Source organism: Pseudomonadota bacterium (assembly GCA_039714795.1).
In the GTDB taxonomy this organism is placed as follows: Bacteria; Pseudomonadota; Alphaproteobacteria; order JAGOMX01; family JAGOMX01; genus JBDLIP01.
Map to the genome: position 1 here is coordinate 1 of JBDLIP010000049.1, position 12,184 is coordinate 12,184.

At 43.3% G+C, this 12,184-nt stretch carries 12 protein-coding genes; 2 read left to right on the forward strand and 10 right to left on the reverse strand.

Annotated elements, in window-relative coordinates; translation table 11 throughout:
• Window positions 1–571: 571 nt before the first annotated feature.
• The 9 genes from ABFQ95_04915 to ABFQ95_04955 all read right to left on the reverse strand — a co-directional run bounded on the left by ABFQ95_04915 (window position 572) and on the right by ABFQ95_04955 (window position 7,363).
• Window positions 572–970: an HI0074 family nucleotidyltransferase substrate-binding subunit gene (locus tag ABFQ95_04915; GenBank protein ID MEN8236864.1), complete on the reverse strand. Its 399-nt coding sequence runs from the start codon at window positions 968–970 to the stop codon at window positions 572–574.
• Between the two features lie 11 nt (window positions 971–981).
• Entirely contained in the window at window positions 982–1,290 is a 309-nt protein-coding gene (locus tag ABFQ95_04920; GenBank protein ID MEN8236865.1) for a nucleotidyltransferase domain-containing protein, read from the reverse strand.
• A 3-nt stretch (window positions 1,291–1,293) separates the two neighbouring features.
• Window positions 1,294–2,256 (reverse strand): prolyl aminopeptidase, encoded by a 963-nt coding sequence (gene pip / locus ABFQ95_04925; GenBank protein ID MEN8236866.1) that lies wholly within the window; start codon window positions 2,254–2,256, stop codon window positions 1,294–1,296.
• Window positions 2,256–2,726 (reverse strand): SsrA-binding protein SmpB, encoded by a 471-nt coding sequence (gene smpB / locus ABFQ95_04930; protein MEN8236867.1) that lies wholly within the window; start codon window positions 2,724–2,726, stop codon window positions 2,256–2,258. Before smpB ends, pip begins: the two co-directional genes overlap by 1 nt.
• Before the next feature lies 1 nt (window position 2,727).
• The gene (gene dapA, locus ABFQ95_04935; GenBank protein ID MEN8236868.1) at window positions 2,728–3,624 is read right to left on the reverse strand and encodes a 4-hydroxy-tetrahydrodipicolinate synthase; all 897 of its coding nucleotides are present in this window, start codon (window positions 3,622–3,624) and stop codon (window positions 2,728–2,730) included.
• Between the two features lie 77 nt (window positions 3,625–3,701).
• Complete coding sequence (locus ABFQ95_04940) at window positions 3,702–4,805, reverse strand: hypothetical protein (GenBank protein ID MEN8236869.1); 1,104 nt, start codon at window positions 4,803–4,805, stop codon at window positions 3,702–3,704.
• Complete coding sequence (locus tag ABFQ95_04945) at window positions 4,780–6,153, reverse strand: MBOAT family protein (GenBank protein MEN8236870.1); 1,374 nt, start codon at window positions 6,151–6,153, stop codon at window positions 4,780–4,782. Before ABFQ95_04945 ends, ABFQ95_04940 begins: the two co-directional genes overlap by 26 nt.
• Window positions 6,154–6,166: 13 nt before the next feature.
• Window positions 6,167–6,997 carry a UTP--glucose-1-phosphate uridylyltransferase gene (locus tag ABFQ95_04950; GenBank protein ID MEN8236871.1) on the reverse strand — a complete coding sequence of 277 codons (831 nt, stop codon included), beginning with the start codon at window positions 6,995–6,997 and terminating at the stop codon, window positions 6,167–6,169.
• A gap of 144 nt (window positions 6,998–7,141) precedes the next feature.
• On the reverse strand, window positions 7,142–7,363 hold the full coding sequence (locus tag ABFQ95_04955) for a winged helix-turn-helix transcriptional regulator (GenBank protein MEN8236872.1): 222 nt from the start codon (window positions 7,361–7,363) through the stop codon (window positions 7,142–7,144).
• A gap of 212 nt (window positions 7,364–7,575) precedes the next feature.
• Between ABFQ95_04955 and ABFQ95_04960 the strand changes: the two genes are divergently transcribed.
• Window positions 7,576–8,853, forward strand: a complete 1,278-nt coding sequence (locus ABFQ95_04960; GenBank protein MEN8236873.1) for an MFS transporter — start codon at window positions 7,576–7,578, stop codon at window positions 8,851–8,853.
• A gap of 172 nt (window positions 8,854–9,025) precedes the next feature.
• Window positions 9,026–10,468: an ATP-binding protein gene (locus ABFQ95_04965; GenBank protein MEN8236874.1), complete on the forward strand. Its 1,443-nt coding sequence runs from the start codon at window positions 9,026–9,028 to the stop codon at window positions 10,466–10,468.
• A gap of 153 nt (window positions 10,469–10,621) precedes the next feature.
• Here ABFQ95_04965 and ABFQ95_04970 read toward each other — a convergent pair whose 3' ends face one another.
• Window positions 10,622–11,914, reverse strand: coding sequence for an ATP-binding protein (locus tag ABFQ95_04970; GenBank protein ID MEN8236875.1), 1,293 nt, complete (start codon window positions 11,912–11,914; stop codon window positions 10,622–10,624).
• Window positions 11,915–12,184: the final 270 nt, after the last annotated feature.

Genomic DNA, 12,184 nt, shown 5'->3' on the forward strand with positions numbered 1-12,184 from the left:
GTTTCTCTCCTGACCTCTCATCTTTATAAGCAAAAGTGCTTTCCTGTGCAAATGTTATCTTAATATTTAAATATATCTTTTAGATATTTTTCGAATATCAGAAGTATACTAAAGATAGGTCACTCGTAATTCTTTGAAAAACAGGGCGTTAGAGCCTATCGTGGTTTTGACCATTGCTGTTTTTTTACTTAACTGAAGGTAGTTAGCATCGAATTTTCTGATTAGAAAAAAATCTCCTTACCCACTCAAAACGCAAAAGAGCCAAAAAATCAAAGTACCTTGGTAATACGGCTAACCCAGTCCCTCCAAATGTGTTACCTGGGATTGAACCACGCCGAAAAAGGATAGGTCATCGGGTACCTGTTTTATGTGAAAAAAACACCAGCTAAAAAGTCGGCAACAAGAGGGCACCCGAATGAAGTCACTCTATCATAATTTGGACAATGAAGAAAACCACCCAAGACCCGTCACCAAAATTTTGGTGACGGATCTTGGTCATCATTCCCGGTTTCAATCTTAGATCATACACTTTGCAATCATCATATCCATCAACATTTCTTATTCAGGTGTTTCAATTCTTTTGAGTAAACTTTTGTTTTAAAAACTCATAAGTACGTACCATGATAGGATGGTAGGTCTGAATGTGTTGATAAATTTCGATGGCTTTTTCTTCATGGTACACGTGAGACGTATTATTACGATCATCCATCATAGATAGCCAAAGTGCCTCTTCATCTATCCACTGAGATGCATAGGCTTGTCTAAGCGTTTCTTTTAGGGTTGAAACTTTTATTTTTTCCCGAAGCAACAACTTCCTTAGGACTTTCCAAAACAACTCAATCGTAAATTCAAATCTTTGGATAGTTGCATCACGATTCATGCCCTTGTCATCAACTGGTTGCTCAAGCGCTTCTCCTAAACGTTCCAATGCATTTCCAAGATTTCCAAATAATATTTCCCAGTTTTTCACAACTCAAAACCTCATCTCTGATAAAGCACGAGACGATCCTCATCTATGCTTTGTTTCAACGGATTATTGTCGGTAAGCCCATCGTACCTAACACAATCAATGTGCAAAAGTGTATCAGCATCTTCAACAATCTCAAAGATCACTGTCCACTCTTCACGTGATGCTGATGGACATACAATCGCTAGATCAATATCCGATCTGGAGTGATAGTCGCCTCTCGCCCTTGAACCATAGAGATACATTTTTTCCACAAACGGAAGAGCACATAACTTTTTAAAAAACTGATACTCCGTCACTTGGTGTTGTTCTTCTGCTACCATTGCTTAATTTACTTTACAGTTTTTGAATTTTCCAGTTGCCCAGATAATTTTTTCACACAAACCTGGGTCCGAGCTACTGTGCCCTGCAAGGGGCGCCATGTGCAACTCTGAGCCTGGCCACAATCGATGCAGCTCATAAGCAGATACTGGCGGGCAGGTCATATCATAACGTCCATGGATCAAAATGGCAGGTAAATGCTGAATCCTGTGCATATTATCCAGCAATGCATTTTTTGACATGAACATATCATTGACAAAATAATGGGTTTCAATCCGCGCGAGTGGCAATGCAAATTCTTCCCGTACCATTGCTTCAATCTCAGCTTCATTCGGCTGCATCGCCAGTAAAGTGATCCCAAAACGATTAAAATGCTCTGCTGCTGGTTGGTGCACTTTTGGATCTGGATGGTGAATGCGTTTGTGATAAGCCCTTAACAAATCATCTCGTTCAACTTCGGGAATAAATTCAAAAAAACGCTGCCAGGCTTCAGGAAAAAAATGCCGCACACCTTTTAAAAACCAATCGAGTTCACTTTGCCGGCATAGATAAACCCCGCGCAAGATAAACCCCAAACCTCTTTCTGGATGCGCTTGACCATAGGCAAGTCCCAAAGTTGCCCCCCAGGATCCACCAAAAATCAACCATTTATCGATGCATAAGTGTTCACGCAAGCGCTCAATGTCCTGGATCAAATCAGGAGTGGTATTGTTCTTTGTCTCACCCAGCGGGGTAGAGCGCCCTGCCCCCCTTTGGTCAAATAAAATAATTCGGTAATAATCTGGATCGAAATAACACCGATGTTTGGGGAAGCAACCACCGCCGGGTCCGCCATGCAAAAACAAAACCGGTGTACCATTAGGGTTGCCACTTTGTTCCCAATACATAGTATGGGTATTATCTAAAACCAGGTACCCTGATTCATAGGGCTCGATTTCTGGAAATTTAGTCTGTCGCGGCTGATTCATCAATTATCCTTCATCAACCGTTGCTTTTGTCGCTGCCAGTCACGTGCTTTTTCTGTCTCACGTTTTTCGTACTTGCGCTTTCCTTTAGCAATTCCCAGCTCTAACTTGGCTTTGCCCTTATCATTGAAATAAATCGACAACGGCACCAGAGTCATGCCTTTGCGGGTAATTGCCCCAATCAAGCGTCGTACTTCACGTTTTTTGAGCAGTAATTTGCGTGGCCGAGTGGGATCATGATTACGCATATGCGAATAGGTATATGCAGGAATGTTAGCGTTTAACAAAAAGATCTCACCCTCTTGTTCAGTTGCATAAGATTCAACGATACTAGCGCGGCCCGAGCGCAAAGATTTCACTTCACTGCCAAACAGCACTAACCCCGCTTCAAGGCTTTCTTCAATGTGATAATCATGGCGAGCCCGTCGGTTGAGGCAAACGACATTTTTTCCGGATGGTTTCTTCTTAGCCATATTATCCTGCCAATGTCAAAGTTTGACCAGATAAGCCAGCATGTTGTAGCGCTGCGTCCACAATCTGCTGTGAAGCTTGAGTAATGGGGACCAGTGGCGCTCTCACTTCGTTTGCACACAGACCTAATACACTTGCAGCATACTTTACAGGTGTTGGATTGCTTTCAATACACAAAGCCTGATGCAGGGGAAATAACTGATCACGCAGCTCAGCAACTGTTTGCATATCTCCTGCAACCCAAGCATGATAAGTATCAACGCACAACTTGGGGGATACATTGGCGGTAATCGAGATAGCCCCCTGCCCTCCTTGAGCCATAAGAGCTAAAGTTGCTCCATCGTCACCAGAAAGAAACACAAACTCAGTCCCTATTTGTTGGCGAATTTCAACTGGCCGGTAGGGATTTAAACTGGCATCCTTCAATCCCACAATATTTTTTAGCTTGGCCAACCTCTGCAACGTTGCAAGCGAAAGATCCACACCAGTACGCCCAGGGTGATTATAGATCACAATTGGCAAATCAGTAGCATCGTGCACTGCTTTAAAATGCTGGTAAATACCCTCAGCAGATGGTTTTAGATAAGGCGGCACAATCACCAACGCTCCATCCGCCCCCAATCCTTGTGCGGATTGAGTTAACTGTATTGTTTCAGGCGTGGTAATAAGCCCAGTGCTGGCAATAACGGGAATTCTTCCTGCGGCCATTTTTACACAAATCTCGATAACTCGACACTTTTCAGCATAGCTCAGCGCCATCCCCTCACCGGTAGATCCGCAAGGAACAATCCCCTGAGTTCCTTGCTGAATTTGCCATTCTACCAAGGAGGCTAAAGTTTTTTCATCCACTCCCCCGCTGCAAAAGGGGGTAATCAAGGCAACAATGGATCCTTTAAACATTGTAATTCAACTTTGTATTAAGTTCGCTTGCCTACAACATACCCGCTTGGTGCCTTGAGAACAAGTGTTAGGGTGGATTATGGCTTATTCAGCACCAGGTAGTAACCCACCTTATCTTTCTTTTGACTTGCCCCCTCATATATCAAATCGCTGAGTTGCTCGCCCACAGCTACGGTGCAATGCAACGGATCCCAATAGTTTTCGTCCACACAAGTAATCTTAGACTCAATCATAAAATCCAAAACCACCACATTTTGCAAACCACTGGACATCTTTGTAATTTGTTGCTTACACGACGACCACCTTGCATGATCGGATGTGTTTTCGAGGGGTTGATTGTAGATATGGTAAGGCACGAACAGAATAATCTTCATTGTCTCCTGGGGAATCTGCTCAAGGATTTCTTGCAAAAGAAGATGAGCTGGAAAAGACCATTGGGTGTTGTCGATGGCTTTTTCCTGCACAGGCTGCCTCACTCTCGGCTGCGGGGAACCATAGATTTTTTTCCGTGCTTTTGCAAGATCATATTGGGATTGGTCGGGTACAAAAATTTCATAACCATCGTAGCCAAACCGAGGGGGGCGCAACCCAGAAAGGTACCGCAGCTGGCGCACAGATTGCTGCACAGTTTCAAGGTTTAAAAGGCGAATAAGGGCAACTCCTCCCAAATCGTCGTACATCCACTCAGGAAAAGGGCGAAATGTGTATTTCTGATCGTCAGATCCAGATTGAGCCCACACTGTATCAATGGCAATGATCACACAACGAGGCTTTGGGTGATGGCGCAAAAAGAGCTTTAGGATTTTAGATTGCTCATAAGCGGTTGCACTATTCATTGCCAGGTTTGCAAATTTGGCACCAAAGTGCGTATTCAACCTTTCTGGCTTTATCAACCGCGCTGTTGACGTACCAATTATAACGCTATCAAAGGCCACATCTCGGGCAAATGCTGGATAAGAATAGCGCTGGTTGGTGCTAACCGGCTTGCGCGCCAAGGGAGGAGAAAACCAAACGACATCATAGGGATCAATCACCAAAATCAAGGCGTAAACAGCAACCACCCCACCTATAAATGTCAGCAAAGTTGTCTTTAAGAACGTACGCCAATTTGCTGGAGGTGATCCAGAATTTCCTGTCCCCAAGGCCATAAGGCGCTTAAAACTGGAAATAAATAAATTCATGTCCGAAATCCCCACCTAGTTTAAGCACTAACCAAACTCCTGTTAAACCAAGTGCAACCGCCCCGATGCGCGCAGGTTTAAACTTTTCAAACACATATGTCTGCGTTGTCATCCCAAACAGGACGATCAAGAAAGCCACAGGCAAAATCCACAAAGATTTCAAGGTCAATCCAGCTTCTCCTGCGATAGGTAGAGAAAACATTTTGGCATAAAGTAAAGCAGCTGTTGCAACATCAGGAGCACGAAACAGTGCAAAAGCAAGAACTACTACTACAAAGGTAAGGCTCCATGCTAAGACACTTGGCAATTTAATGCCAGTTTTTTGCCACATGTGGTTGGTGGCCAAAGCACTACCATGAATCAGCCCCCAAATTACAAACGTCCAGTTGGCTCCGTGCCAGAGCCCTCCGAGCAACATTGTAACCAGCAAAGCTCCAACCTGATGCGTTGCTCCAAACCGGTTACCCCCTAATGGAATGTACAAATAATCTTTTAAAAAACGAGATAGAGTCATATGCCAACGCCTCCAAAACTCAACGATAGAAGTTGCCCGATAGGGAGCTGCAAAATTTTCAGGTAAAATGACCCCAAACATTAATCCCAAACCAATGGCCATATCGGAATAACCTGAAAAGTCGAAATAAATCTGCAAACTAAATCCAAAGGCTGCAATCCAAGCCTCAATACAAGATAGACTTTGAACTGTCGCATATAGCGGATCAACAATCCCTGCAAGCGTATCACCCACAACAACTTTTTTAATGACTCCAAGCATGAAGAGAATAAGTCCCTGGGAAATCCTTTTTACCATAACCTCGGGTCCAATGGATTCTTTAAACTGAGGCAGTATTTCGTTATGACGCACAATGGGACCAGCAATCAGCTGAGGAAAAAATGTAACGTAAAGCGCATACTTTCTCAAAGAATACAAAGGAGCATTACCACGGTTTAAATCCACCAAATAAGAGAGCTGCTGGAATGTGAAGAAGCTGATTCCCAACGGCAAAACGATATCCCAATACTGGTGCTGGCTTCCATGCAATGCAGCAAAGGTTTCAGCAAAAAAATTAGCGTATTTGAAAATGCCCAACAACGCGAGGTTGGCTAATACGCCTAAATATATGAGCCATTTGTGCTTGGATTGCACATACTGCTGGGCCACCAACCAATTCACAATGACAGAACCAATCAATAGAGGAATGAGTCGCACATCCCAATAACCGTAGAAGATAAGGGACGCAGCAACCAGAAGCCATTGCTGTAAAGTATGATGTCGTCGTGATAGGTAATAAAATCCAAGCACCACCGGCAAGAAAACGAGAATAAAAAGTTGCGTGTGAAAAAGCATAAATTCTTAACAATCAAAAACCAGAAACCAAACGCCCAGGCACACTCTGCCCTAACTCATCACGCAAATCATCGCGCAACGAAGCCATATGCATATTGGCCTGCAACCATCCTACCTTTGAGCCGCAATCAAAGCGGTCACCTTGAAATGGAATTCCTTGAAACCGGTGTTCAACCAGCATAGCTCGCATGGCGTCCGTTAATTGAATCTCATTGCCAGCCCCAGGTTTCTGTCGTTCCAGATAAGAAAACACCTCTGGAGTCAGCAGGTAGCGTCCAATGATGGCCCAGTTGGAAGGTGCCACTTCGGATGCAGGTTTTTCCACCATATCCTGAATGGCAATACGTGCGTCATTTGCATCTGTTGTTTTGACAATACCATATCTGTGCGTTTGCTCTCTGGGGACTTGCATCAGTGCCAGATAATTATCTGGCGTTTCTGCAAAATTTTCGAGCATTTGCTTTAGACAGGGCCTATCGGATGACAACAACTCATCAACTAAAACAATGGCAAAAGGTTCATCTGCAACCAAATACCGAGCGCACCAAATGGCATGCCCCAGCCCCAAAGGCTGAGTTTGCGTGGTATAAGACACTTGTCCTGGTTTTAAGCCTAGCTCTTGTAAGCCAGCATCATCAAAATGATCCTCAATAGCGGATTTGCCTTTACCCGTTACAAAAATAAACTGTTCGACCCCAGCATCACGTGCTTCTTCAACAGCGTATTGAATTAAAGGCTTGTCGACAATGGTCAGCATTTCTTTGGGAATAGCCCGAGTCGCCGGCAACATACGAGTACCTGACCCTGCAACCGGAAAAACAGCCTTGCGAATTCGAGAAGTCATTGATTAATCCTTTGTTTCCTGTAAGAATTTATACTTAGCTACGACGTGGATTACAAGGAATAACATGCCCGATACACTTCAATACCAAAGCCACACTCAACAAAATCCAGTTGATCGTTTTGGGGTGCAGCGCAATCCTCCACTTTAAATCACATATTTTTTACGTGGGTCAAAGGGGCTGGTGCCAATTTCCTTAACTAATTTAAGTTCTACAAGCCTTTTAAGCCGCCCACGAGTGGCACGCACCGATAAATCAAGTGTTGCAGCTAATTCAGACGTTGTCATACCTTCCGAAGCTTCTATGCGGTCAAGAATAACGTTATCAACGTATCTTCTCCATATCTCCGGGTAAATCTGAATTTTCAGATTCTAATCCGTTGATTTTTGGTGATAATTTTTCTTCAACAGAGCCATTTACCCGGGAATTTGGAGAAGATACTTATCAACTTTGTCTAAATCAATAGAAGCAACAGGAAAGACAGCCTTGCAAATTCGATAAATCATTGATTAATCCTTTGTTTCCTGTAAAAATTTATATCTTAGGTACAACATGGATTACAAGGAATAACGATCACATTATGACCAACAAGAACCAACACCAAAGCCATACTCAGCAAAAACCAAAAGCTTTGCTGGCTTATCTGGCCTGGTTTACCTGCGCCCTATTTTTCTTTTACCAATACATTTTACGTGTTGCCCCGGGCGTGATGATTGATGAACTACGACATGAATTCTCACTCACCGCACAGCAGTTTTCAACCCTGGGCGTATATTTCCTTTTAGCTTATTCCCTGCTGCAAATTCCTTTAGGTGCATTCGTTGATCGTTTTGGGGTGCGCTTAATGATCACCATATCTGTTGTTTTATGCATTGCAGGCACCATCTTGTTGTGGGCAGCACAAAGCTTTTACATAGCGCAATGCAGCCGCATTTTAGTTGGTACCGGCTCAGCCACTGCCTTTATGTGTGCTCTTAAAATCACTGCCGATTATTTCCCTGAAGGCCGGCGCGGTCTGCTGATGGGAATGACCCTATCATTGGGCACCGTTGGAGCACTTACAGCTGGAAAGCCGCTGGTTATCTTATTAGATTCCATTGGATGGCGCCCAACAGTTTTGCTTTCAGGGTTGTTAGGACTACCGCTTGTTTTAATGGCTGTTTTGCTATTGCCTGGCAAACAATCCCATACCTTGCAACCACAAAGTTCCTTAAGAGAAACTGGCTTGCAGATTCTCGAAATCATAAAAAACCGCCGAATCATGTTATATGCCTTACTCGCTATTGGGTTATACACCCCCCTTGCGGCTCTGGCAGATCTGTGGGGCACAGCGTTTTTGATGCAAAAATTCTCCCTGCCCCGAGCAGATGCCGCCCAAACCAGTATGATGATGTACCTGGGCATGGCCGCCGGCAGCCTATTGTTGCCCTGGCTGTGCGAAAAATACAATATCCTAAACCGCAGCATACAAGTATGTGGCTTTGCCCTGCTGGCTCTGTTTGCTATTATCCTCTATGGCCCCGCTGTCAACCTCAGCGTTCTGGTCATCTTGCTGCTAAGCCTTGGGTTTTTCTGCGGAGCAGAAATGATGTGCTTTACCGGAGCCGTGCAATACACCACGCCTCAGAGCTCTGGCCTAACCCTGGGTGTTGTCAACACCATGAACATGCTGGGAGGCGCAATTTTGCAGTTTGTCATTGGCTTTGGCCTGGACTGGCAATGGCAAGGCCTACTGGATGAATACGATATTCGTGTTTACTCCACTGAAGAATTTGTCTTTGCCCTGACCGCACTTTTGATTGTGATGGTTTTGTGCTGTTGGGCGTCGTTGAGTTTTAATGGCAAGAAGGGGAAATAGGCCTCCTTGATACCTTCCCCATATCAAAGCTGAACCAAACTGTCGATTTTCTGATTTCTTGCACCAAATAACTAAAACATCGATTTGGTGCAAAATTTTGCCTCTCACTTTCTTGCACCAAACACAAAAAAATGCTATTTAGTGCAAAGATAGTTTTTAGAAATGGACAATCATGAGACCGTCACCCTTTATTGGTCGAAAGCGAGAGCTTGCCCTTTTGAACGATCTGCTGCGTAGAAAAATAGCTTCCCTTGTCGTACTAAAGGGAAGACGACGCATTGGCAAAAGCCGGCTAATTGAAGAATTTGCCAAGGATTTAAAAATCGTCACCTTATCTGGATTACCAGCCACAGACGGGATGACCGCCCAACATCAAAGGGATGAATTCGCCAAGATACTTTCTAGAACATTTCATATTCCGCCGCCCAACAGTCAAGACTGGAGTGATTTATTTTGGCATCTAGCACATCACACCTCTAAAGGGAGAGCCATTATTCTAATAGATGAAATTTCTTGGATGGGTGCTAAAGATCCAACGTTTCTCGGTAAACTTAAAAATGCATGGGATTTGTATTTAAAAAAGAATCCACAACTTATTTTAGTTTTGTGTGGCTCTGTTTCTTCATGGATCGAGAAAAACATTCTCAGCAGTACAGGGTTTTTAGGCAGAGTCGACCTTACCCTCACCCTGGAGGAACTCAACTTAACTGAGAGCGCCCAATTTTGGGGACCGCATCGCACACAACTTTCTGCTTATGAAATTTTTAAAATGCTTGCAGTTACGGGGGGAGTTCCTCGTTATTTAGAAAGTCTCTCTACACAAAAGTCTGCTGAAGAAAATATTAAATCTCTGTGCTTTATCAAAGAAGGTTATCTATACAGTGAGTTTGAAAAAATATTTCACGATTTGTTTGGAAAACGCAGTCATGTTTACAGAGAAATTCTTCTCACCTTAGTCCACAAACCTCACTCATCCCTTGAAGATATTTTTCAGAATTTAAAAATGCAAAAAAGTGGCACAATAAGCAACTACCTTGAAGATTTAATTCTTGCAGGATTTGTGCGCAGGGATTACACGTGGTCAATAGGCAAGGGGACGGTATCCAAACTTAGTCACTTTCGTGCCAGCGATAACTACATCCGATTTTATCTTAAATATATTTTGCCCAATAAAAGTAGAATTGAACGAGGTGCATTCTTAGATCGATCACTTTCCACACTGCCAAACTGGGATATTATCATGGGGCTGCAGTTTGAAAATCTTGTTTTGCAAAATCGCCCTGCTTTACAAAAATTACTCAATGTAGACCCAAGCGAGATTGTCAACGACAATCCCTATTTTCAAAGACGCACGTCACAACACAGAGGCTGCCAAATCGATTATATGATTCAAACTCAATTCAACAACCTCTACGTTTGTGAGATCAAATTCTCACGCAATCGTATCCCTGCCCAAGTTGTTGACGAAGTTCAAGCAAAAATTGATGCCTTAAAAAAACCTAAAAATTTTTCATACCGCCCTATTCTCATTCATGTCAACGGTGTTGAAGATGAGCTCATCGCTAGGGAGTATTTTGCAGAAATAATTGATTTTGGAGAGCTTTTGCAGAATTGAATTTCAACAGTTTGATTCAGCTTCAGTACATACTCCCTTGAAATCAAAACCTCTAGTTTAATGATAGCGAGAAACGCGCAGTTTACAAGTGTAAATGAACACTTCAAGCCTATCAGGAAACAGAAGTTTTGATTTCACTTCGCTATACCAAGATTATTCAGTAAAAATATTATAAGCAGGTCGCGCCCCTAGTTCCCAAAGTGCTGACATTGGGACTGCATGCAAGTTTGGACCAAAAGGTAAGGTTTGATCACCCATGTAAAGAACGATGCCACGGTGAAACTGATCTCCATATGATTCTTGCATATGCCTAAGCCCTTTAAAATCCGCATGAGCCAGCGCAGCTTTTGACTTCACTTCAATCCCAACAAGCATACCATTGTCAGCCTGTAGCACAAAATCGACTTCTTGCCCTGCCCTAGTACGGTAATGATAAAGACTCGTGCGAATCTCACTCCATCCTTGCTGCTTCATGAGCTCCATGGCTATGAAATTTTCCACCAACGCTCCCAGCAAACCACGCTCTTTCTCCAACCGTTGTTCATCCAGATTGTTTAAGAAACAATAAAGGCCCGTATCTGTTATATAAGCCTTGGGAGATCTTACCAATGATTTTGAAGCGTTGCGAGACCAGGCAGGGACTCGCACCAGCAAGTAAAGTGCCTCTAATAAAGCTAGATAACGTTTCAAGGTCGTATTGGCGAGCCCCGACGTTCGTGATATTTCAGACATGTTAAGCAAACTTCCAGCACGAGTACCAATTAATGACATTATGGAAGGAAATTGAACTGCCTTTTCAATCTGTGCTAGTTCTTTAATATCTCGTTGCATAATGGAAGTGAGGTAGGAACGAAACCAATCTTTCTGACGAGACAAGGTTGGACGTGTGTTGACCTCTGGATATCCGCCCGTTAAAAGTACGCTGTATAATTTTTCCAATGATAGGTGAGAAACTTCATCAAAATTCAAATTACCTTCGCTGAAAACTTGATCGATAAACCCCTCCTTAACTCCCCCTAACTCTCCTTGAGAAAGGGGCCACAAAGTCATAATTTCCATTCTGTCCGCAAGAAACTCTGATGCCTTTGATAACAGCAAAACGTTTGTCGAACCTGTCAAAATAAATTGCCCAGATTGCCGATTCTGATCAACAGCTATTTTCACTGCCCTAAACACCTCTGGAAATAGTTGTACTTCATCAATTGCTAGGGCTTCTCCATGGGCTTGGTCTACAAAAGCTAGGGGAGATTCCTTTGCTGCAAGCAAGACATTATAGTTATCAAACGAGACATAGTGCGCTGGGTGACGAGTAGCAGCAATTGCTTCCACGAGAGTACTTTTGCCTGTTTGCCGAGCACCATTCACCAAGATGACAGGAGTATCCGATAGCGCCACTAAAACCTTCTCGGTAACATTGCGCGACCAATTGTAATTTTGCGTCATCATTCACACCTTGGAAAATTAACCAGCATCTGGCTAAATTGTAACCATATAGTGGTTAATTTGCAAGTATCTATCGTAAATTGACCATGAGATGGTCAAAATTTAGCCACGTGGTGGTTAACTTGCAAAACATACAGGGTAACCATTCAGCTTACTTAGTCGGTGTCATCTCTCCTCAGGGCTGTTCAGTAAAAGCTTGCATTTTAGGTAAAATTTAGCTTTAGTATTGTCTAACCGTAACAAATGGAGGTTAAGATGTTACTAGAAATTCTC

Excerpts from the sequence above, each read along its gene's own strand:
- ABFQ95_04945 (MEN8236870.1), bottom strand. The coding sequence starts at position 6,153 with ATGCTTTTTCACACGCAACTTTTTATTCTCGTTTTCTTGCCGGTGGTG.
- ABFQ95_04970 (MEN8236875.1), bottom strand. The coding sequence starts at position 11,914 with ATGATGACGCAAAATTACAATTGGTCGCGCAATGTTACCGAGAAGGTT.
- smpB (MEN8236867.1), bottom strand. The coding sequence starts at position 2,726 with ATGGCTAAGAAGAAACCATCCGGAAAAAATGTCGTTTGCCTCAACCGA.
- ABFQ95_04920 (MEN8236865.1), bottom strand. The coding sequence starts at position 1,290 with ATGGTAGCAGAAGAACAACACCAAGTGACGGAGTATCAGTTTTTTAAA.
- pip (MEN8236866.1), bottom strand. The coding sequence starts at position 2,256 with ATGAATCAGCCGCGACAGACTAAATTTCCAGAAATCGAGCCCTATGAA.
- ABFQ95_04965 (MEN8236874.1), top strand. The coding sequence starts at position 9,026 with ATGAGACCGTCACCCTTTATTGGTCGAAAGCGAGAGCTTGCCCTTTTG.
- dapA (MEN8236868.1), bottom strand. The coding sequence starts at position 3,624 with ATGTTTAAAGGATCCATTGTTGCCTTGATTACCCCCTTTTGCAGCGGG.
- ABFQ95_04940 (MEN8236869.1), bottom strand. The coding sequence starts at position 4,805 with ATGAATTTATTTATTTCCAGTTTTAAGCGCCTTATGGCCTTGGGGACA.
- ABFQ95_04960 (MEN8236873.1), top strand. The coding sequence starts at position 7,576 with ATGACCAACAAGAACCAACACCAAAGCCATACTCAGCAAAAACCAAAA.
- ABFQ95_04950 (MEN8236871.1), bottom strand. The coding sequence starts at position 6,997 with ATGACTTCTCGAATTCGCAAGGCTGTTTTTCCGGTTGCAGGGTCAGGT.